The organism is Priestia aryabhattai (assembly GCF_023715685.1).
Classification (GTDB): Bacteria; Bacillota; Bacilli; order Bacillales; family Bacillaceae_H; genus Priestia; species Priestia aryabhattai_B.
The window spans coordinates 711,607-732,468 of record NZ_JAMBOQ010000003.1; the positions used below are offsets into that span (position 1 = coordinate 711,607).

At 37.1% G+C, this 20,862-nt stretch carries 22 protein-coding genes; 15 read left to right on the plus strand and 7 right to left on the minus strand.

All coding sequences use genetic code 11. From position 1 onward, the window contains the following. Positions 1 to 18 precede the first annotated feature (18 nt). From M3225_RS16720 to M3225_RS16750, 7 genes are all read left to right on the plus strand, one after another. A complete protein-coding gene (locus M3225_RS16720) occupies positions 19 to 963 on the plus strand; it encodes a S66 peptidase family protein (protein ID WP_251395495.1) in 945 nt (314 codons plus the stop codon). A gap of 31 nt (positions 964 to 994) precedes the next feature. Further along, positions 995 to 1,903, plus strand: a complete 909-nt coding sequence (locus tag M3225_RS16725) for a C40 family peptidase (protein WP_251396123.1) — start codon at positions 995 to 997, stop codon at positions 1,901 to 1,903. 12 nt (positions 1,904 to 1,915) lie between these two features. Then, complete coding sequence (locus M3225_RS16730; RefSeq protein WP_251395497.1) at positions 1,916 to 2,923, plus strand: ABC transporter ATP-binding protein; 1,008 nt, start codon at positions 1,916 to 1,918, stop codon at positions 2,921 to 2,923. Next, on the plus strand, positions 2,920 to 3,699 hold the full coding sequence (locus M3225_RS16735) for a serine hydrolase (RefSeq protein ID WP_251395499.1): 780 nt from the start codon (positions 2,920 to 2,922) through the stop codon (positions 3,697 to 3,699). Before M3225_RS16730 ends, M3225_RS16735 begins: the two co-directional genes overlap by 4 nt. 341 nt (positions 3,700 to 4,040) lie before the next feature. Continuing rightward, a complete protein-coding gene (locus M3225_RS16740; protein ID WP_193423534.1) occupies positions 4,041 to 4,592 on the plus strand; it encodes a hypothetical protein in 552 nt (183 codons plus the stop codon). 109 nt (positions 4,593 to 4,701) lie between these two features. Beyond that, positions 4,702 to 5,229, plus strand: a complete 528-nt coding sequence (locus tag M3225_RS16745) for a GNAT family N-acetyltransferase (protein WP_251395501.1) — start codon at positions 4,702 to 4,704, stop codon at positions 5,227 to 5,229. Positions 5,230 to 5,315: 86 nt separating this feature from the next. Further along, complete coding sequence (locus M3225_RS16750) at positions 5,316 to 8,084, plus strand: bifunctional diguanylate cyclase/phosphodiesterase (protein ID WP_251395503.1); 2,769 nt, start codon at positions 5,316 to 5,318, stop codon at positions 8,082 to 8,084. A 38-nt stretch (positions 8,085 to 8,122) separates the two neighbouring features. Here the strand turns inward: M3225_RS16750 and M3225_RS16755 are convergent, their stop codons facing one another. Then, the gene (locus M3225_RS16755; RefSeq protein ID WP_251395505.1) at positions 8,123 to 8,959 is read right to left on the minus strand and encodes a TIGR03943 family putative permease subunit; all 837 of its coding nucleotides are present in this window, start codon (positions 8,957 to 8,959) and stop codon (positions 8,123 to 8,125) included. A 16-nt stretch (positions 8,960 to 8,975) separates the two neighbouring features. Beyond that, on the minus strand, positions 8,976 to 9,845 hold the full coding sequence (locus M3225_RS16760; protein ID WP_251395507.1) for a permease: 870 nt from the start codon (positions 9,843 to 9,845) through the stop codon (positions 8,976 to 8,978). A gap of 262 nt (positions 9,846 to 10,107) precedes the next feature. On the opposite strand from M3225_RS16760, the gene M3225_RS16765 reads away from it, so the two are divergent. The 4 genes from M3225_RS16765 (at position 10,108) to M3225_RS16780 (ending at position 13,937) form a co-directional block, all read left to right on the plus strand. Continuing rightward, positions 10,108 to 11,058, plus strand: a complete 951-nt coding sequence (locus M3225_RS16765) for an ABC transporter substrate-binding protein (protein ID WP_251395509.1) — start codon at positions 10,108 to 10,110, stop codon at positions 11,056 to 11,058. 90 nt (positions 11,059 to 11,148) lie between these two features. Continuing rightward, complete coding sequence (locus M3225_RS16770; protein WP_251395511.1) at positions 11,149 to 12,156, plus strand: FecCD family ABC transporter permease; 1,008 nt, start codon at positions 11,149 to 11,151, stop codon at positions 12,154 to 12,156. Then, positions 12,153 to 13,133 carry a FecCD family ABC transporter permease gene (locus tag M3225_RS16775; protein WP_251395513.1) on the plus strand — a complete coding sequence of 327 codons (981 nt, stop codon included), beginning with the start codon at positions 12,153 to 12,155 and terminating at the stop codon, positions 13,131 to 13,133. Before M3225_RS16770 ends, M3225_RS16775 begins: the two co-directional genes overlap by 4 nt. 18 nt (positions 13,134 to 13,151) lie before the next feature. Further along, positions 13,152 to 13,937 (plus strand): ABC transporter ATP-binding protein, encoded by a 786-nt coding sequence (locus M3225_RS16780; protein WP_251395515.1) that lies wholly within the window; start codon positions 13,152 to 13,154, stop codon positions 13,935 to 13,937. A gap of 27 nt (positions 13,938 to 13,964) precedes the next feature. Here M3225_RS16780 and M3225_RS16785 read toward each other — a convergent pair whose 3' ends face one another. Together M3225_RS16785 and M3225_RS16790 are read right to left on the minus strand one after the other, a co-directional pair. After that, positions 13,965 to 14,264: a transposase gene (locus M3225_RS16785; RefSeq protein ID WP_251395517.1), complete on the minus strand. Its 300-nt coding sequence runs from the start codon at positions 14,262 to 14,264 to the stop codon at positions 13,965 to 13,967. 88 nt (positions 14,265 to 14,352) lie between these two features. Continuing rightward, positions 14,353 to 14,748, minus strand: a complete 396-nt coding sequence (locus M3225_RS16790) for a TVP38/TMEM64 family protein (RefSeq protein ID WP_251395519.1) — start codon at positions 14,746 to 14,748, stop codon at positions 14,353 to 14,355. A 623-nt stretch (positions 14,749 to 15,371) separates the two neighbouring features. Between M3225_RS16790 and M3225_RS16795 the strand changes: the two genes are divergently transcribed. Both M3225_RS16795 and M3225_RS16800 read left to right on the plus strand, forming a co-directional pair. Next, positions 15,372 to 15,689: a hypothetical protein gene (locus M3225_RS16795; protein WP_251395521.1), complete on the plus strand. Its 318-nt coding sequence runs from the start codon at positions 15,372 to 15,374 to the stop codon at positions 15,687 to 15,689. A 340-nt stretch (positions 15,690 to 16,029) separates the two neighbouring features. Beyond that, on the plus strand, positions 16,030 to 16,554 hold the full coding sequence (locus tag M3225_RS16800; RefSeq protein ID WP_013056196.1) for a cupin domain-containing protein: 525 nt from the start codon (positions 16,030 to 16,032) through the stop codon (positions 16,552 to 16,554). Positions 16,555 to 16,587: 33 nt separating this feature from the next. Here the strand turns inward: M3225_RS16800 and M3225_RS16805 are convergent, their stop codons facing one another. The 3 genes from M3225_RS16805 to M3225_RS16815 form a co-directional block, all read right to left on the minus strand. Then, a complete protein-coding gene (locus M3225_RS16805) occupies positions 16,588 to 17,190 on the minus strand; it encodes a response regulator transcription factor (protein WP_013056197.1) in 603 nt (200 codons plus the stop codon). Further along, a complete protein-coding gene (locus M3225_RS16810) occupies positions 17,187 to 18,329 on the minus strand; it encodes a sensor histidine kinase (protein WP_251395523.1) in 1,143 nt (380 codons plus the stop codon). Before M3225_RS16810 ends, M3225_RS16805 begins: the two co-directional genes overlap by 4 nt. Positions 18,330 to 18,441: 112 nt before the next feature. Beyond that, positions 18,442 to 19,485, minus strand: coding sequence for a fatty acid desaturase (locus tag M3225_RS16815; RefSeq protein ID WP_251395525.1), 1,044 nt, complete (start codon positions 19,483 to 19,485; stop codon positions 18,442 to 18,444). Positions 19,486 to 19,729: 244 nt separating this feature from the next. Between M3225_RS16815 and M3225_RS16820 the strand changes: the two genes are divergently transcribed. Both M3225_RS16820 and M3225_RS16825 read left to right on the plus strand, forming a co-directional pair. Further along, complete coding sequence (locus tag M3225_RS16820; protein WP_251395527.1) at positions 19,730 to 20,125, plus strand: ribosomal maturation YjgA family protein; 396 nt, start codon at positions 19,730 to 19,732, stop codon at positions 20,123 to 20,125. Positions 20,126 to 20,283: 158 nt separating this feature from the next. Beyond that, positions 20,284 to 20,835 (plus strand): hypothetical protein, encoded by a 552-nt coding sequence (locus tag M3225_RS16825; protein ID WP_251395529.1) that lies wholly within the window; start codon positions 20,284 to 20,286, stop codon positions 20,833 to 20,835. Positions 20,836 to 20,862 lie beyond the last annotated feature (27 nt).

Here is a 20,862-nt window from a genome sequence, read left to right on the forward strand (position 1 = left end):
ACAAAAGGAGTGTAACAAATGATAAAACCTGAACGATTACAAAAAGGTGATACAGTAGCTGTTATTGCACCTGCTAGTCCGCCTAATCAGCACAATCTAAAAAAAGGAATAGCATATTTAAAAGAAATAGGATTAAACGTAGTAACAGGTGCGCATTTATATAAAAAAAACGGGTACTTGGCAGGGACTGATGAACAGCGAGCAGCCGATATACATGCGATGTTTGCCAATAAGGAAGTAAAGGCAATTATCTGTGCATGCGGAGGGTATGGAACGGCTAGACTTGCATCACAATTAAATTACGATTTAATTAAGCGAAACCCCAAAATTTTTTGGGGATATAGCGATATTACGTTTTTACATACGGCTATTCATCAGCGCACAGGTTTGGTAACCTTTCACGGGCCAATGCTTTCATCAGATATCGGAAAAGAAGAGGTTCATATAGAAACGAAGCAAACGATTTATCAATTGTTTTCTCATCGTTCTTTTTGCTATACGGATCAAATCAGTCAGCTCGAAGCTATTTGTGAAGGAGAAGCAACTGGGCAGCTAATAGGAGGAAATCTCACTTTGCTAGTAAGCACGCTTGGCACACCATTTGAACTAGATACAAAAAATCGAATTTTATTTATTGAAGATATTGATGAAGAACCGTATGAAATTGACCGTATGATGACACAGCTGTACATGGCCAATAAATTGCAGGATGCAGCGGGAATTATTATCGGAGATTTTCATAACTGCTATCCTAGAAAACGTACAGAGTCGCTTTCATTAGAAGAGGCGTTAACAAGTTACCTTACTTCTTTAAAAAAGCCTGTTATGAGAGGGTTTCGCATCGGACATTGCTCTCCTCAAACAGCTGTGGCGATTGGAAGTTATGCCACGATGTCGACTTATGAACGAATGGTGGAATTCGAATCGGGTATTACATTACCAAAAGATAAAGTCGAACGCTAAAGGTTAAACCTGCGGGGAGGATAAATAAGTGGTGGATAAAAAACTGTATTACGTCTGTGTGGCTGTGGCGACTGTTTGGACTTCCTATAACTCTAGCAGAGAAATAGATGACAATGCAACAAGTGCTCCAGTAAAACTAGATAAATGGCTAGAGCAATTAACGTATACACATCGGTTGGAGCTTTGTGAGAAAAATTTAGTTCAAACACAGCTGTTACTAGGAGAAGAAGTATATGTAACGGAAATGAAAGATAAATGGGCAAAAATCGTCATTCCTTCTCAGTTTTCTTCTAAAGATGAAAGAGGATATCCCGGGTGGGTTCCTTTTCACCAACTGATTTCTCAAGCTGAATATTCTCCGCTATGTGGACCAACGGCAGTGGTATCATCAAAGATTGCAACACTACAGCTAGCGGAAGAAGCCCTGCAAATTAGTTATCAAACGCAGCTGTCTCTTTTAAAAGAAGAGAAAGGGTGGCTAGAGGTTCAAACGCCGGTTGGGAATGGAAGAATAAAACGTCAAGATGCTGTTGTAATAGAGGATAGAAACCGTAAAGTGACAAAAGGAACTGGCGATATGATTATTGCAGCAGGAGAACAGTTTTTGAATCTTCCATATTTATGGGGTGGCATGAGTGCCTGGGGATACGATTGTTCCGGATTTGCTTATGCTACTCATAAAGCAAACGGATATCTTATTCCAAGAGATGCCACAGATCAAGCAAGGCAAGGGAAAGAAGTAGAATTAGCCTCTATTCAACCTGGAGATTTGCTGTTTTTCGCTCATGAAAAAGGTAAAGGATCTATCCATCATGTCGGTATTTATTATGGCAAAGGAAAAATGCTTCATTCACCTAAAACGGGTAAAACCGTGGAACTGATTGAATTAATAGGAACGCTTTATGAAGAAGAACTGTGCGCAGCCCGGCGCTATTATTAGGAGGTGGCAGCTATGACGATGAATCATTTGTTAGAAGTAAAACAGATGAGTAAATATTTTCCAATTGCCAATAAGCAGGTTTTGAAAGCAGTAGACGGTGTGTCTTTTCATATTTCGAAAGGAGAAACCTTTGGACTTGTTGGTGAATCCGGCTGCGGAAAATCAACTGCCGGGCGAACAATCATTGGGTTGTATAACCGTACATCGGGAGAGGTGCTTTATAAGGGAAAAAATGTGCATGAGCTATCAGAGAAAGAGAAATTTGCTTTTCATCGTAATATGCAAATGATTTTTCAAGATCCATATGCTTCATTAAACCCTCGTTCTACCGTGAAGGAGATTATCTCAGAACCAATGGAGGTTCACGGACTTTATTCGAATAAAAAAGAGATGCTGAACCGCGTGTATGAGCTGCTAGAAGATGTTGGGCTAAATCGTGATCATGCCAATCGCTATCCTCATGAATTCAGCGGCGGGCAGCGTCAGCGCATAGGGATTGCGAGAGCTTTAGCATTAAATCCAGAATGCATTATTGCAGACGAACCTATTTCTGCTTTAGATGTGTCTGTACAGGCTCAAGTAGTTAATTTATTAAAAAAACTCCAAAAAGAAAAAGGGTTAACTTATTTATTTATTGCACATGACTTATCGATGGTAAAGCATATAAGCAATCGTATTGGAGTTATGTATTTAGGGCATTTAGTAGAATTAACAACAAGTTCGGAGCTGTATCAAAAACCGCTTCACCCTTACACTCAAGCTCTACTATCAGCTATCCCTATTCCTGATCCTGATGTTGAGGATAATCGGAAGCGAATTGTTCTTAAAGGAGAATTGCCAAGTCCAATTAACCCTCCCTCTGGCTGCGTGTTTAATACGCGTTGTCCTCTTGCAGTAGCAGCCTGCAAAAATCAAAAGCCAGAGTGGCAGGAAGTTGAAGACAATCACTTTGTGGCCTGTCACTTGTACAACCAAGAGATAATGAGTAACAACTATATTGAAACAGCCGCGACAAAATGATGGAAAGAACAAGAGCGAAAATAGAAGATGCAGTTACTAAATGGAAGCGTAATAATAATGGACTAATACGTATTCATATTGAAGGAGAAGAATCCATACAGATTAATTCTTTTATTAAACAAAGAGCAGCAAGTACAATCAAGCTACTGCTTGCAATAGAAACGTTTCGTCAAATTGATGAGGGCATCTTGGCTTTAACATCTGTCATTCAAAGAACGGAAAAAAACACGGTTGGTGGAACAGGCGTACTTAGAGCTCTGCCACTGTTGGTACACATTAAAGTGGAAGAGCTGCTTACCCTTATGATGATTGTATCTGACAACACAGCTACAAATGAGCTCATTTCTTTAGTAGAATTTGAAAAAATTAACGAATGTGCTAAAAATCTAGGATTAAAGAAAACCGTTTTAAACCGCTATATGATGGATGAAACAGCTGTTAAAAGAGGGATTGATAATTATACCTGTGCCTCTGACGTAGTAAAGTGTCTAAGGGAAATATATGAAGGAAACCTTTTGCAAAAATCTAGTCGTGAAAAAATAATTAGAATGTTAGAAAGGCAGCAGTTTCAACATAAGCTTCCAGCACGTATAGGACCAGCGTTTCAAGTTGCAAATAAGACTGGAGAACTACAGGGAGCAGAACATGATAGTGCTATTCTCATTCGAGGTAATGAAACTTATTATGCCGTTGTTTTGATAGATGGACTAAGTGACAATGAACAGGGAAGGAGATTAATTGCTGATATTGGATACCTTCTGTCATCTAACATCTAAAAATCTTTTGACCATATACTTCAATAAGCGGGATTGGTTTGGTGCTTTTTATTTAATGTCTTCCATCAAAGAGAAACTCATATTTAATAATAATAAGTGCTTGTCTTCTCAGGTTTTGGTGAGACCATTCTTTGCTGTGCTGGATTTGTTCTAGTAATAGATAAACATGTTCTTTTTCATAAAATTTTATGAAAAAATAATGATAAATCATTCATCCTATACCAACTTATTCATATTTTTTATATAATAGAATAATAGTATATATTTTAAACGAATAGTGAATGTCTATGCAAAGCAGCAAGGAGCATGAAATTATTCGATTCATAAATGGTGGTGTATGTATGACAAACGAACATGTAATGATAGATATTATAAAAGCATTTAAACGCAATTCAACTGAATCTATTGCCATGGATTTAATTAAGGAAGTGCGAGGGACATTTAGTCCATTACCTAAATATATAGCGGATTTAATTGATGAGCTGAGAAAATTAAATTTAAAAGACGAAGTGATCAGTGTGATTTTGTATCAATCTGTATATGTGGCAGATCATCAATTTAATATTAAAGATACAATTACAAATCGTCAGTTTGTAAAAGATACGATTGAAATGGGCAGAAGATGGGTGCATCAGTACGGCCGAATTGAAACAGTAGAAGAAGCAATTCATATTGCAGAGCAAGTATCTACAAAAGAGGACTTGCCTCATCATTTGCAAACAGCAACAATTGACGAAAAAATTACGCTTGAGGTGCAGCTTGATCATCAAACGTATGAAATGTTAAAAAATATAGCGGTTTATTATGATCATCATTCCTATGAACAGTCAATGACTGTAGCAATTAATCGTTTATATACGCAGCTGCGCGATGCACAATCAAAAAATAGTTAAATGTCAAATCTCACATGTTCCGTGCACCATGTGAGATTTTTTAGGAGGTGAAAGATGCGCAGATGAAAACGTCTTGCTCCATCATTCATCAAAAGGAGGGAGAACATAGATGAGGGTATATTTATCCCCTCTTCAAAAAAAAGATGCTTCTAAAGTTTTTGCGTATTGGTCGGATGAAGAGGTTACTAGATATATGAATATTGAGCCGTTTACGACGCTTTATCAGGCGGAAAGCATGATTGCACTTCTACAAAGTTTGATGAAAGAAGGGAAAGCAACACGCTATGCTATTCGATTAAAAACTTCAGATGAGATCATTGGAACCTGCGGTCTAAACCGTATTGATTATGGTGAAAAGCAAGCAGAGATAGGCTATGATTTAGGCAGACCTTTTTGGAAAAAAGGCCTCATGACAGAAGCGCTCTGCCTTTTGCTAGAAAAAGCTTTTGAAGAGTTTCATATACAAGAAATTGAAGCAAAAGTTGATCCTAATAATAAAGATTCAATTACTCTTTTAAAAAAATTCTCGTTTCAACTAGAAGAGACGTATGAGTCAGATGATTGTACTTGTCTATACACCGTCAAAAAAGAGAAAGTGAGCGCGATATTGCCAGGACGTTCAAAAGGTAAGAAGTAAATCAAACAGAAGTTCTTTTGAAATAGTAAATATTTTTAGGCCTTAACCGATAACAAAGAAAAGAACGAATTGAAGGAAGGTCATGAATGAATCATCATACACATTTACTAGAAGGGATGTACAATGAGTTACTCGTTACACTCTCTTTCCTTATCGCTATTACTGCGGCGTACGCTTCTTTTGGATTAGCTAATCGTGTGAAAATTTCCCGGGCAAAATTTATTCAGTTTTGGTTAATCAGCGGGGCATTTACATTGGGAGTAGGCATTTGGTCAATGCATTTTATCGCAATGCTTGCTTTTCACTTGCCTGTAGATGTTTCATACAATTTATGGTTTGTTCTTCTCTCAATCTTGGGAGCGATAACGGGATGTTATATAGGCTTCTACCTCATTCACAAACAAAAGAAAAGTATGAAGGCACTCACCATTGCAGGGAGCTTTATGGGAGCTGGAATTGCTTTTATGCACTATTCCGGCATGATGGCAATGGAGCCAATTATGATTTCATATAATCCATTTATCATTTTTCTCTCTATTCTCATTGCTATTACTGCTTTTAATACAGCTTTGTGGCTTGGATTTTATTCAAAGCTAAATGAAGGGAAGCTTACCGTTTTTGCTAAGCTTATTTGTTCTACTATTATGGGCATTGCTGTTGCCGGTATGCACTATACGGGCATGCTGGCAGCTTCTTTTTCAGGAATATCAATGTCTGAACAATCAAACGGTTTTGCCTTAAATCCAATATATTTATCCGCCGTTATTATTTTTTTTATTGTATGCCTATTTACGGCTGTGTTTTTAACAATTTTTATGGATCGACGCGTACAAAAACAAGAAGTTTTAAAGGGGGCTTTTTTTGAATCCGCACTGGATGCTATTTTGGTGATTGATGAAAAAAGACATATTTTATCGCTCAATTATGCAGCAGAAACGCTTTTCTCTCTTAAAGCATCAGATGTGATCGGGAGTGATGTTGTTAAGCTGCTTCCCTTTTATAAATTTTCTTCTCTACAAGACGGACGAACTGAGCATTCCCTTTCGATAAGTAATAGAGAAGTTACGGTTGAGATAACGGTGAGGGCGGTAGCGATTGAAGAGACGGTTGAGTATATGCTGTATATCCGCAATATGACGCAAGAGCGTGAAGCGGAAAAAACGTTGATTGAAGCAAAAAATCGCTATGAAAACTTGTTTTACTCCTCTCCATTGGCAATTATGGTCCATCGAGAAGAAGAGGTCGTGTCTGTTAATGATGCTATGATTCAGCTTTTAGGAGTAACTGAAGACCAGCTGGTTGGTAAATCGTTATATGATTTCTTTTCATCTGAACAAGTTCCTGATATTAAAAAAGGATTAAAGGCAGTAAAGGATAGAAAAGGTGAGCCAAAGCCTCCGTTAGCTCAGTTGAAAATGTTTAATGCGTCAGGTAAGGAACTCTTTTTAGAAGTAAAATCTACGCTCATTCAAATTAATGGAGAGACGCTTTTTCAGACAGTAACTAGAGATGTAACGGAGCAAAAAAAAGCTCAAGAATCGCTTCAATATATGGCTTTTCACGACATGCTAACAGATTTACCAAATCGAAGTATGTTTTCAAACATTGTAGAGAAATCCATTGATGTAGCAGCTGCTTCAGGAAAAAAACTTCATTTCTTATTTTTAGATCTAGATCGTTTCAAACAGGTAAATGACACACTTGGTCATCATGCTGGGGATCAGCTTATGCTTCAGGTTGTCGATCGAATGAAGAGCTGCCTAAGAAACCAAGATGTGCTTTCGCGTTTTGGAGGGGATGAGTTTTTAGTTTTACTGTATGATAGGACGGATGAAGAAGTAAAAAAAATCTGTCAATCATTAAATGACTGCTTATCCACTCCCTTTGTATTGCTATCGAGAGATGTTTATTTAGGGGTAAGCATCGGAGTTAGTTTATTTCCTAAAGATGGAAAGTCGCTTGAAGTGCTAGTTCGACATGCTGATTTAGCGATGTACGAAGTCAAAAAACAAGGGCGTAATCATTATCTGTTTTATCAAAAAGAAATGCAGGTTCATACTACGCGACGAATGAGAATTGAAGATGGTTTACGCAAGGCTTTTGAGTTGGGAGAAATGGAGCTTCACTATCAGCCGAAAGTCAATATTCAAAGTGGCCATATTGTTGGAGTGGAAGCTTTGATCCGGTGGACTCATGCCGAGATGGGCGTCATTTCTCCTGCAGAGTTTATTCCGATTGCTGAAGAAACAGGCGTTATTGTTACATTGACGAAATGGGTATTAAAAAAAGCGTGCCATCAAAATAAATATTGGCAGCTGCAAGGACTTCCTCCATTAAAAATGAGTGTGAACATATCAAGCGTGGATTTTGGTACAACTGATTTTGTTGATTATGTGTTAGATGTCTTGCATGAAGTAGAGTTAGAATCACGATATTTAGAACTTGAAATTACAGAGAGTGTAACGATGAAGCAAGTTGAGCAAACAATTGAAAAGCTACAAATCTTAAAAGATGCAGGAGTATTTATTTCGATTGATGATTTTGGCTCAGGATACTCCTCGTTCAGCTATATTCAGAAGTTGCCTATTCATACGCTGAAAATTGACCGGTCTTTTATTAAAGATTTAGATCCTAATACAACGGAAGTATCGATTGTCAGAGCCATTATTACATTAGCCAAAAGTTTGCAGCTATCCGTCGTAGCGGAAGGTGTAGAAGAAGTTGAACAAGTAGAACTTCTTCATAAAGAAAAATGTGATGAAGTGCAAGGATATTATTTCTCCAAACCGATTTCAGCTGAGGAATTTTATGAGAAATTTCATAAAATCGAAGAAAAAATGGAATTTGTTCATTAATGTAAAAAGCCGTTCTTATTTAAAAGAACGGCTTTTAATTATTGGTTATTTCGATATACATAAGGGTCCTTTGGAACCTGCTCACGCTTCACTTTTGTTACTTTCAAAACAGGAATGGTTTTTTTGAACGGCTGATAGTACATTGTACTAACTTCGCCCGTAACAGTTGCCCAGTCATCATTTTTAAAAGCAACGTCATCTGGAAACTCAATGAGCATTCCAAACACTCCTGAATCTGCAATACAATGAATAATACCGAAGCGAAAGAGAAAATACTGATTCTTTTTCAACTCCTTCGTTTGATACATAAATCCTTTAAAAGAAATGGTTTTGCCACTGAATTCACCAGGATATCGGTAAATAGTTTCCATTGCATTTAAAAATTCCTCATCTTCTAAGTTGATATTCTCTCCTTTAGAAAATTTTTTAAGGTCACGATGAATCATTTGATCATAGGCTTCTTCGCCGTAAAAAGAACTTGTGTCCGGCTGTAAAAATTGATGAGAAGAATAAGGCTCTTTTTTATCATAAATAGGAAAATGAAACCCTTTAGCTTCAACAATATTAGAATCCAGGGTTGCGACAGGTAAAAATAAGACAGTGAGTACAGGTAAAATATAAATTGGGTACCATGCTCTTCGTTTCCATTTGCTTTCTTGATGGTTATGGGCGCATCCACAGCTACAACCATCATCATGTTTTTTAGGACCTATCATGTAAAAGATTAATTCGGCGATGGTTAAAAACCAAAGTACAAAGATGGTACACAATGAAATCCAAGAATATTTCATATTAATATATTTTGAGATATCCCCAGTTGCATGAAGGTGCATGAAGATGAACGTAAACCCTATTAAAATTAAAATACGAATCATGCCAAATCCCTCCTTATTAATGAACAATTAAAATCGAAACAATAAGTACTAAAATAAAGACATAAGCCGAAAGTGTAAAGACAAATTTAGTCTTAAACTGGCTTAGCATCATCAGCGTATTCTTAATGTCAAACATTGGACCGAATACCAAGAATGAAACAATAGCACTGTCTGTAAACGTACTGCGAAACGAGGAAGCGATAAACGCATCTGCAGAAGAACAAAGCGATAATACGTATGCAAGTCCCATCATTACCGCATTTGATGAAACATCTCCTTGTCCTAATGAAAATAAAGTAGATGTCTTAACAAACGTCTGCATCCCGGCTGCAATTAACCCTCCGATAATCAGAAATTTCCCAACAGAAAAAAACTCATCAATAGTATGACGGATAGCTTCTGAAACCTTCGCACTTATTTTTTTGGGGGAAGTATGCAGGTGAACCTCACGTTTCGTCTGAGGTGTTTTAAACTGAAAACTTAAAATGAGACCTACAAGTAAGGAAACAATAAAAGCTACTCCTGTACGATACAATACTATTTTCCAATCATTTCCGAAGGCTACAAAGGTAGAAAATAAAACAACTGGATTAATAATAGGACCTGTTAACATAAAAGGAATAGCAGCGTAAAGAGGAACTCCTTTTGCCATTAAACGTCTAGTAATAGGAACAATTCCACATTCACAGGCTGGAAAAAGAGCTCCAATTACACTAGCTAATAGGACGGCACCTATTTTATTTTTAGGAATAACTCGAGCCATCATTTCATCAGTTACAAAAATTTGAATAATTCCTGAAATGATCACGCCCAACAATACAAAAGGAAGGGCTTCGATGAGAATACTAATAAATATAGTATTCATTTGTAATAGAGACGAATTCACTATCTTCACTCCAAAATTAAGATTATTTAAAAGTGCATTAGTACAATAAAGTTGAATGTGGTCAACTTATAGATAGTGTATCGTAAAAAAGGAAGGGAATAAAGCTTTTTCAAAAAAGGGATTAAAAGGATTCTTCTGTTATTTATTCAAAAAATGTCCCATATTACGAGAAAACTATTGACGCGCCTTTAATTAACAGATAACATTGATGATAATGATTATCAGCGTCAAAAAGAGTATATACATAGGAGGAAGCGTTAAAATGAAGCAAGTTAAAAAGATCAGACTTGCCAGTATAGCTGCTATTGTTTCTATTTTATTTGTTCTAGCAGGATGCGGGTCAAATCAAAATTCGTCCGAAGAAAATTCAGATAATAGTCAAAAGGTATCTGTTCAGCATGAGCTTGGGAAAACGAAAGTTCCTAAAAATCCAAAAAAAGTAGTTGTCCTTGAACTATCCTTTGTAGATGCTTTGCAAGCCTTAGGAATGAAGCCAGTAGGAATTGCAGACGACAACAAAAAAGATATGATTGAAAAACTCGTAGGTGGGAAGATCGATTATACTTCAGTAGGAACACGTCAACAGCCAAATTTAGAAGTAATTAGTTCCCTGCAGCCGGACTTAATTATTGCCGATGTGCAGCGTCATAAAGCAATCTATAAAGAATTAAACAAAATTGCACCTACAATTGAATTGAAAAGCCGTGAATCTACATATGAAGAAAATATAGACTCATTTAAAACAATTGCGAAAGCAGTAGGAAAAGAAAAAAAAGCAGAACAGCGCTTAAATGAGCATGAAGAAACAATTTCAAAATTAAAAAATGAGTTAAAAGAAGAAAGTGGTCAGACAGTCTTACCAGCAGTTGTCAGAGATACTTCTTTCCAAGCGCATACGTCTTCTTCTTATGATGGAGAGTTCCTTGAAAAGCTAGGTTTGAAGAACGCTGTGCAAAACAAAGAAGCATATGCTGAGATGAATTTAGAACAGTTGTCAGACATTAATCCAGATATTTTAATCCTAGCAAATAACGAAGGCAAACTTGTAACGGATGAATGGAAAACAAATCCTCTTTGGGAAAATTTAAAAGCTGTTAAAAATGATAAAGTGTTTGTAGTAGACCGTGATTTATGGACAAGATTCCGAGGAGTGATTTCAGCTGAGGCAATTGGAAAAGATACGGTTAAGTTACTAAACAATAAGCAGCAGTAACATAACAGAGTCTGACAAAGAGGCGAGAATAGTTATTCTATTCTTGCTTCTATTTGTTTAGAAAAGAAAACTGTAGAAAGTGTGTTAAAAATGACAAATCTTGTCCAAAAGCAGAAAATAAATAAATACATTGTGTTGGTAGCTAGCGTTTGTTTGTTAATCATCGGAATGATTTTACATGTGGCTGTGGGATCTTCTGCTGTTAGCTTTACAGAAGTAATTAAGGCAATTTTTGTTCCTGATGACTCTAAGCAGACAACGATCGTACAGACGCTTAGGTTGCCAAGGGCTGTGCTGGCAGCTCTTATTGGAGCCAGCTTGGCAGCTGCTGGAGCATTGATGCAAGCTATTACACGAAATTCGCTTGCTTCACCCCAAGTTTTTGGGGTGAATGCTGGTGCTTCATTAGCGATTGTAATAGCTTTTATTTTATTTCCTGACCTTACCTCTCAATCAACTGTGTATATTGCCTTTTTAGGAGCAGCTTTAGGGGGAATAACTGTTTATTTGTTCGCATCAGGCGGAAAGACAACTCATGTGAAACTAGCACTTGCCGGAATGGCTGTGCATTTATTTTTATCGTCACTTACTCAAGGAGTAATTGTGCTAAATGAACAAGCTACGGACGTTTTGTATTGGCTTGTAGGTTCTATTAACGGGAAAGACTGGACTCATGTAAAAATTCTTTTACCTTGGTCGTTTCTAGGTCTTCTCCTAGCTTTTGTATCATCTCGTTCTATATCGATCCTAGTATTAGGAGAAAATATGGCAACAGGGTTAGGAGAAAAGGTAAAATGGATTCGCTTTTTTGCAGGTATACTAGTCATTATGCTCGCCGGTGCATCTGTTGCCGTTGCGGGGCCAATTGGATTTGTAGGTCTCATTGTACCTCATATAGCTAGGAAATTGGTAGGGGGAGACTACCAGCGAATCCTGCCATTTTCAGCTCTATTAGGAGCCATTTTGCTTGTTTATGCCGATGTACTGTCTCGTTTCATTGCATATCCTTTTGAGTCGCCAGTAGGGATTGTAACAGCTCTTATTGGAGCTCCTTTCTTTTTATACCTTGCTAGAAAAGGGAGGAATATTAAGCAATGAAAAGAAAACACCCTTATCAAATGTTAAGTATCTTATTGTTATGTTTAATAATCACGATTGTAATTAGCTTAGGGGTAGGAGCCGTTTATATTTCCCCTGCAGAAATCTTTCAGCAAATAATCGGGAGTTCTCAAGAAAGTTCATTTATTTTAACAAATTATCGTATTCCACGCACCCTCATTGCTATTGTTGTAGGTGCGGCTTTAGCAGTAGCAGGAGCTATTTTGCAAGGGGTATTAAAAAACCCACTGGCTTCTCCCGATGTTATCGGTGTAACAAAAGGAGCGGGGCTATTCGCGGTTTTTATCTTAATTGTATTTCCAGCTGCTTCTATGCTTCTGTTGCCACTTTCAGCTTTTTTAGGAGCAGCAGCCATAGCTGTTATACTTATGGTGTTTTCCTACTCTCAAGGAGCTAAACCTCATACGCTGGCTTTAGTTGGCGTAGCGTTAGGAGCTATTTGTCAGGCTGGAATTCAGTATTTTATGATTAAGTTTCCAGATGACGTGAATACAACTCTTCTTTGGCTCACAGGAAGTTTATGGGGAAGGGGCTGGAGTGAGCTTTGGATGTTAATTCCTTGTGTTGTACTTGTGCCTTTTATTATTATATTTGCATCTAAGCTCGACATTTTAAACTTAGGAGATGAGATTGCAGTTGGCTTAGGAGAGCGAACGAAATACGTTCGTTATACGCTATTGAGTATGGCTGTGATATTGACAGGGTTATCTGTAGCTGTGGTTGGGTCAATTGGTTTTATTGGTTTAATTGCTCCTCATATTGGTAGGAGGTTAGTAGGAAGCCGTTCGAAGTTCTTGTTACCAGTTTCGGCAGCAGTAGGTGCTTTATTCCTGCTAATTGCTGACAGTCTAGGAAGAGGGGGCATGCCGCCCGTTGAGATTCCAGCTGGAATCGTAACAGCCGTTATTGGTGCCCCTTATTTTCTATATTTACTGCGCCGTGAACAGAAAAAATAGAGGAAAGGAGGAACAGTAATGACAAAATTAACTGCTGAAAAAATTTCACTATCATATGATTCAACTTCAGTTATTCGCAATATTGACCTTCACATTCCAGAAGGAAAGGTAAGCATAATCATTGGATCAAATGGCTGCGGAAAGTCAACAATCCTTCGTTCATTGGCCCGTTTATTAAAGCCTACAGAAGGAAGGATATATTTAAATGGAAAAGATATTCATCGTCATTCATCAAAAGAAGTAGCAAAAAAACTGGCTATTTTGCCTCAAGCTCCTGAAGCTCCTGAAGATTTAACAGTAAAAGAGCTATGCTATTATGGTCGTCACCCTCATAAGGGCTTATTTGCTCGCTATTCTGCTGAAGATCATCAAATTGTAGAGGAGGCTTTACAGGCAACCAAACTGTCTAATTTAAGTCATCGTACACTGGATGCGCTCTCTGGAGGACAGCGTCAGAGGGCCTGGATTGCAATGGCATTAGCACAGGGTACGGAGCTTCTGCTTTTGGATGAGCCTACGACATATTTAGATTTAGCTCATCAGATTGAAGTGCTTGAACTTCTTCGTTCCTTAAACCAAAAGAGAAATTGTACAATTGTAATGGTCTTACACGATTTAAACCAAGCGGCTCGCTATGCAGATCATTTAATCAGTATTTCAAACGGTCAGATTTACAAAGAAGGTTCTCCTGCTCAAGTATTTACAGAAGAAATGATAAAAGACGTGTTTAATTTATCATCAACTATCATTCAAAATCCGGTTGATGGTTCACCTTTATGTATACCAACTGGAATTATAAAATAAACTGCATTTTAAAACAGCGTACTATTTTTACATAGTACGCTGTTTTACATTTAAGGTCAGAGCTAACAATTTATACAGCACATAGATTCCAAGGTACGCACCGGTTAATAAAAAAGCTGGATTTAAAAAGATTGCATGAATGCTTGTCATAAAAACAGTATGATTTTTTAAGATACGATAGATAGAAGCAGCAGCTATATTTCCAAATACTAGCGCTGCAAGAAGGGCTAACGTATTAAAAACTAGCTCTGCCCCTTTCCATTTTAGTGAGAAAAAGAGCATCACAATAGGAAAAATAATACTTCCAGCAACTATCAGAAAAACCAATGAATCATCTCCAATACGCTATCTTATTTCAGTTATATAAAATAAGGATTTTGCTTATTTTTAGATAGTCTTCCCTTTTTATAGTCTGTTAAGCTTTTTTCTTCCATTTTTTACTTATATAAGAAAGCAAGATAATAGATAAAAGCACTAAAATGATTCTACCTTGCATAGATCCTTGTGAAATATGATAAACCAAATAAACTTCAATAAAAAGCGCTGGGATTTTTCCTAGTGCGCTAGCAGAAATGAATACCGCAAAGGAGCCTTTTCCTACAGCGCTGAAGAATGTAATGAGCCCTGATGGAACAAAGGGAAGTAATCGCAAAGAAAGAATCAATATAAAACTCTCTTTCCTTTGTACGTGCAACAGCTTTAGCCACTTGGAGTGAGAAGGTGTTTTTGTATGAACAAGTGTACGGAAACCTTTTTGGTACAGCCAAAAAGAGAGAGCTACACCTAAAACCTCTCCAATAAAAGAAAGCAACCCGTTCCAAAAACCAAATAATTTTACGTTTATGAACGTAAGAGGCGCGCTTGGAAATATGCTGTAATGCTAATAAGCTCTGCTGCTTCTAAATGTTCAAGCAGAAATGTTTGAAGATAGTCAGTCATGGTTATACTCCGGTTTATGTTTTACTTGGAGGGCTGATTTTAGATGATTTTCTACTACTATATAATTTTTGGCATTAAATAAATAGGTAAGCAGTTTAGAGAAAACGAAAGAGGGTAATTACTTACTAATGAAAGATGATTTACTGATTTGAAGGGATGGACAACTGATGTTGAAATTATTGCTTGTTATTGTGGTTGTATTATTAATTTTTATGATTTTTAAACGCTTTATCCGAAAATAAAAATGCTAACTAAGCAGCTCGTGAGACCTTTCTCACGAGCTCTTTTGCGGAGCTGTTCAGTGACTTAGCAATACATTTTTTACCTGTGATGAATATCACTGCAACTAGGGAAATGAAGGGGTAAGATAGAAATGGGAGGGAGGTATATGGAATTAGTATTCTATCTCAGCATTTATTTATCAGGGGGAGCTATCGCATTATGGTTAATGAATGCAGCATTTAATGGATTATTAAAATAACAGAGGGAGAGAAAATGAACGATTCTAAAGGTATATTTAACGAAAAAGAAAGAAAGCTTGCTCGCTATTTGGAGACATACACAACCGAGCAGATTTTAAACGAAGCAGGCATGTCTTCGTCTGCTGCGTTATATGAATTGAAAAAAATAAGATTACCGCGGGCAGTTGCTAATACGATTGTTTATTACGTACTGGCAACAAATAATCAAAAGCTGGTTATGTACAAACTGCTAATGTTAGCTGGCGTTTGTAAAAAGCTTGGCATTCAAGATGCACAGGCAGCCCTTACTTTTATCAAAAAATATTACGTTTGTCACCAGCACTTACATTAAAAAGTGCATCTGTCTGAGGGGGAAAAGAGATGAGTATTGTCCCGTTTAAGCAAAGTTCACCTGCAAAAATTTATCAAGGTAGAGAACGGCCGTTTCAATACTTTATTGAGGGAGATCGGTTTCAGTTAGATTTGTATATGACATATTTATTTCATCGCTGCCATTCTAGCAGGTATAGATATAGCCGTGCTAACAGAAAGGGTAGGGTGTAATGATAAGATACCAGTGGTAAGCGGCTTCATTTTTCCTAATGGAATAATGAAGCCGTTTGTTGTGTTAGAAAGAATGATTTACTATGATGTAGTTAATGGTAAAAGAAAAAAGGAAGGGAAGGAACGTAATGGATTTACATAAATGGGAATATTGGATTTCAAAGCTCGAGCTGCAGCCTCATCCAGAAGGAGGTTTTTATAAACAAACCTATCGTTCTAACGATGAAATTTCTGATAAAGAAGTGTCATCGCAGTTTGATGATAAACGATTTCTATATACGAGTATTTACTTTTTATTAAGGTCTCAAGATGTATCGCATTTCCACCGGCTGCAATCAGATGAACTATGGTACTATCATGGGGGAAGTCCTTTAACCATTCATATTATTTACCGCGACGGAACCTATCAAGAAGTAAAACTAGGTACAAACTTAGAAAATGGAGAAGTTCCTCAATTTTTAGTTCCAAGAGATACCATTTTTGGTTCCTCTGTCGCAAATGAGAATACGTTTTCTCTAGTTGGATGCATGGTCGCACCAGGTTTTGATTTCCGTGACTTTGAATTATTCACAAAACAGCAACTGCTTGATGAATTCCCCGAGCATGTTGTGATTATCGACAAATTAGGTTACGATAAATTGCCAAATGATTAAAAAGCATGCATCTCGGTTTGATGCATGCTTTTTTCATTTGAACCAGCCTTTTTCCTTAAAGCGAGTAATAGCTTCAATGCGGTTTTTCACTTCGAGTTTGTCCAGAATGGTAGAAATGTAGTTGCGCACCGTTCCAGTCTTAATGGATAGTTCGTCAGCAATTTCTTTAGTGTTTTTTCCATCAGCTACTAGAGCTAATACTTCTTTCTCTCTAGCTGTAAGAGGACTAGTAGATTCACTATATAAGTCATCCACTAATTCTGGAGCATAGAGGCGTCTGCCTGCCATCACGCTTCGAATTGAATTTGCGAGTTCTTCACTTGGACTATCTTTTAGCAAGTATCCACTTACACCTGCTTTCAAAGCTCTTTGAAAATAGCCAGAGCGAGCGAACGTTGTTAAAATGATGACTTTGCAGTTTAAATCTTTTAGTTCCTCCGCAGCTTCAAGCCCAGTTTTAAGAGGCATCTCGATATCCATTACGCATATATCTGGCTGGTGCTGCTTAGCAAGTGATACCGCTTGTTCACCATTTGAAGCTTTTCCGACAACTTCCATGTCATCTTCTAAATTTAACAAAGAGCCTAAAGCACCTAACATCATTTGCTGATCTTCGGCAATGACAATTCGAATCATAATTGTTCCTCCTTAATATGTTTGACTATGTTTGGAACTGTAATATGAATAATCGTCCCCCCTTGACTGGAGATATCAAGATGGCCGTTTACAAACTCCAACCGCTCTTTCATTCCTAAAAGACCGTTTCCTTTCCAGCAGGTTTTTTTCGTATTAATACCAATTCCATTGTCTTCTACCGTTATGCCTACTTCTTTTGCAGACTGATGTAAAGTAATCGTGCAAACGGTGGCTTGACTATGTTTGACCACATTGGTTACTGCTTCTTTTAAGCACATGCTAAGAATATTTTCAATTAGCAAAGACACATTCTCTAATGACATGGCCTCTTCTCCTACAAACTTAATTTCGGCGGCTTCTAAAAGCTCTTGAACGCGTTGTAGTTCTTCACTAAGGCGGATTCCACGCATTTGAGAAACCATTTTTCTCACTTCATTAAGAGCCGTGCGCGCTGTTTGCTGGACATCTTTTAATTCTGATTTTGCTTTTTCAGGATCTTTTGCAATAAGTTTTCTTGCTAAATCACTTTTTAGACCGATAAGAGACAGCTTTTGTCCTAACGTATCGTGCAGGTCGCGAGCTATACGCTGGCGCTCTTCTTGTTTTACAAGCTCAGAAATACGTTTATTTGCATCTTCAAGCTGTTCTTCCAGCCGATCTCGCTTCTTCCGGTTATAAATGCTGAATGGCAGTACAATTACACTGATGGAAATTACAAAAATGAAAGGAAGCTGTTTTAAAAAGACCGCTTCTTGCATAACAACGTTAAAGTTTACAGAAATAACGGTGCTAATTAAATGAACAGCATACAAAGTGAAAAAAGCGAGCCGTTTTTGGATATTTCCAATAAAATAAGCGATAAAAAAAGCAAAGTAAAAGGCAAAGTAAATATAATTAAAAATAGTTGTTAGGGCTAAGGAAATGGCGATTAACAAAGCCGTCCATACGTAAACGGACTTGTCTGTTGAAACAAATGCAAAACGATAGAAAATAAAAAATAAGATGGTGAGTAAAGAGCCAAGAATAATGTTATTCATGGATGAAGACTGTAAGATAAAATAAAATGGTAAAATGGCAAATACCGTCCATATGTAAGGAGATAGCCCAGTGATTTTTTGGAAAAACGTATATTTTTTCATAAAGAACCTCGTTTACTTGTTAAAATACACTATTAGTTTACCACAAAGTAGAATGAAATAAGTTTAGACGGATAGATAAAACAGTCAAGCTTTTGAAAGCTTGACTGTTTTATTAAAGTTCTGCTTTTGTTTGAGATGAAATTCTGCTTGCTTTTGGTGCAGCTGGGCGTGTTTTTATTTCTTTAAAGCTCACAAACATTTTGTTTTCTTCATCCCATAGACGGAATCGAAGAGAGCGAAGGCTTGTTGCGAGTGTAATGGTTGGTACATTTTGAAGAGGCTGTGTGTGTTGATGAACAGCTTCAAGCTTATAGTTGGGCACTCTTGGGCTTAAATGATGTACATGGTGAAACCCGATATTGCCTGTTAGCCATTGCAATAGTTTTGGAAGCTTGTAAAATGAACTTCCTTCAACGGCTGCTTTTACATAATCCCAGTGCTCATCTTCTTCAAAATAAGAATCTTCAAACTGATGCTGTACATAAAACAGCCAAATTCCAATTGAACCTGAAATGAAGAAAATCGGTCCTTGAATTAATACAAACGCCTGCCAACCTACCAACCAGCAGGTCGCTGCTGCTAATGCAACAATCAATACATTTGTAAGATACGTATTCATTCTTTCTTTTTTCTTCGCATTTTTTCGATTGAATCGGTTTGTAATCAAAAATACATATATAGGTCCCACGCCGAACATAATGAACGGGTTGCGATAGATACGGTAAGCGATTTTTTTCCAAATAGAAGCTTCTTTATATTCTGTTACGGTTAACACCCAAATGTCACCCGTACCTCTTTTATCTAAGTTGCTGCTCGTTGCATGGTGAATTGCATGGCTATGTCCCCATTGACTGTAAGGAAACATTGTTAATACACCGGTAATTGTTCCGAGAATTTTATTGTGTTGTCTACTCTTAAAGAAAGAGTAGTGACAACAGTCATGAAAAATAATGAATATTCTTACTAAAAACCCTGCTGCGATAACAGTTAGCGGAAATGCTAAAAAATAAGAAATTGAAAGGCTCTCATAAGCGAGAAACCATAGTGTGAAAAAAGGTAAAAAAGTATTAATCAATTGTCTTATGCTGTCTTTCATTACTGCTTTTTCAAAAGGTGCAACTTGTTTTCGTAAATTCTTTTGTTTTTGTATAGTCATATGAAATTCCTTTCATCACCGTATATTACCCTCAGTATAAAGGGATTTTTCTGACTATTTAAGACATACGTGTCATATAGAAACTATGACAGTTGTCATATATACGTAGGGGGAAGCTGTAAAAATTGAAAAAAAGAGGTATTTCACAGTCTGCGGTTCTGATAAAATTATATAGTGAAGTCTTATTGTTACGGGGTGCACAGGGTGAATCAAATGAGCCTTTAAGGAGAAAAAGGAGTTTGGAATGAATAAAAGAAATAGATGGGTATATCTTCTTCTAGCTATTATTATCATGGGAGCAGGCCTCTTATCAAGAAAACTTACAGTGTATATTCCTCACATCATAAATATATATATAGGAGATTTTTTATGGGCCTTAATGATTTTTGTCGGCGCAGGTTTTTTATTTCCTAAAGAGAAGACAAAAATGATTGGTATGTTTGCTATAGTGTTTTGCTACTTCATTGAATTTACACAGCTGTATCACGCTCCGTGGATTGATGACATAAGAAAGACTACGCTAGGAGGGCTCATTCTGGGGTATGGCTTCTTATGGAGCGATATACTAGCCTATTCGATTGGGATCGCGATAGGAATGAGCTGGGAGTATTATAGATATCGATTTAAAAAATCCGCCTAGCAAATACGGTTCAATGAATCTTAGAACCCAGCTGAGGATGAAATAAGCCGTAGGGTTATGAAGCAGGATGTATATACATAAAAATAAACTTATGCATAAAAATTTTTTATTTAAAAACTATTGTCTATTCGTTGAACGAGAGGAAGAGAGGGGATTATTTGAATTTAATAGCCTGGATGATTATTGCATGTGAAATCGCTTTTTGGATAGTCATCATTTTAGGATTAGCAACAAGGTATATGTTTAAAAAACAAAAGCTCAGTTTTTTTATTTTAGCTCTAACACCTGTTGTTGATTTTTTTCTTCTGATTGTGACGAGCGTAGACCTTTACGGAGGTGCCACAGCGACCTATGCTCACGCTATTGCAGCCGTTTATATTGGAATTTCGATCGCTTTTGGAAAAAGTATGATTCAATGGGCAGACGAACGCTTTCAATATTATGTGATGAAAAGCGCAGAAAAACCTCGCAGGCGCTATGGAAAAGAATATGCAAAGCATTATTTTAAGTTATGGATACAGCATCTTGTTGCTTACGCTATTGGGGCAACTCTCTTAGCGGCGATGATGTATATAGTACCAAATGGAAAAACCAGCGTATTGCAAAATGTAGTGGAATTTTGGACAGTTATTGTAGGAATTGATTTCTTATTATCTCTTTCTAATTTCGTTTGGCCTAAAAAGGAAAAAGAGTCCGATTATACAAGATAATAAACGGACTATGTGTGAAAAGCCAGT

Coding starts and splice junctions, on each gene's coding strand:
- M3225_RS16720 (WP_251395495.1), top strand. CDS start 19: ATGATAAAACCTGAACGATTACAAAAAGGTGATACAGTAGCTGTTATT.
- M3225_RS16730 (WP_251395497.1), top strand. CDS start 1,916: ATGACGATGAATCATTTGTTAGAAGTAAAACAGATGAGTAAATATTTT.
- M3225_RS16735 (WP_251395499.1), top strand. CDS start 2,920: ATGATGGAAAGAACAAGAGCGAAAATAGAAGATGCAGTTACTAAATGG.
- M3225_RS16740 (WP_193423534.1), top strand. CDS start 4,041: ATGACAAACGAACATGTAATGATAGATATTATAAAAGCATTTAAACGC.
- M3225_RS16745 (WP_251395501.1), top strand. CDS start 4,702: ATGAGGGTATATTTATCCCCTCTTCAAAAAAAAGATGCTTCTAAAGTT.
- M3225_RS16750 (WP_251395503.1), top strand. CDS start 5,316: ATGAATCATCATACACATTTACTAGAAGGGATGTACAATGAGTTACTC.
- M3225_RS16755 (WP_251395505.1), bottom strand. CDS start 8,959: ATGATTCGTATTTTAATTTTAATAGGGTTTACGTTCATCTTCATGCAC.
- M3225_RS16765 (WP_251395509.1), top strand. CDS start 10,108: ATGAAGCAAGTTAAAAAGATCAGACTTGCCAGTATAGCTGCTATTGTT.
- M3225_RS16770 (WP_251395511.1), top strand. CDS start 11,149: ATGACAAATCTTGTCCAAAAGCAGAAAATAAATAAATACATTGTGTTG.
- M3225_RS16775 (WP_251395513.1), top strand. CDS start 12,153: ATGAAAAGAAAACACCCTTATCAAATGTTAAGTATCTTATTGTTATGT.
- M3225_RS16780 (WP_251395515.1), top strand. CDS start 13,152: ATGACAAAATTAACTGCTGAAAAAATTTCACTATCATATGATTCAACT.
- M3225_RS16795 (WP_251395521.1), top strand. CDS start 15,372: ATGAACGATTCTAAAGGTATATTTAACGAAAAAGAAAGAAAGCTTGCT.
- M3225_RS16800 (WP_013056196.1), top strand. CDS start 16,030: ATGGATTTACATAAATGGGAATATTGGATTTCAAAGCTCGAGCTGCAG.
- M3225_RS16805 (WP_013056197.1), bottom strand. CDS start 17,190: ATGATTCGAATTGTCATTGCCGAAGATCAGCAAATGATGTTAGGTGCT.
- M3225_RS16810 (WP_251395523.1), bottom strand. CDS start 18,329: ATGAAAAAATATACGTTTTTCCAAAAAATCACTGGGCTATCTCCTTAC.
- M3225_RS16815 (WP_251395525.1), bottom strand. CDS start 19,485: ATGACTATACAAAAACAAAAGAATTTACGAAAACAAGTTGCACCTTTT.
- M3225_RS16820 (WP_251395527.1), top strand. CDS start 19,730: ATGAATAAAAGAAATAGATGGGTATATCTTCTTCTAGCTATTATTATC.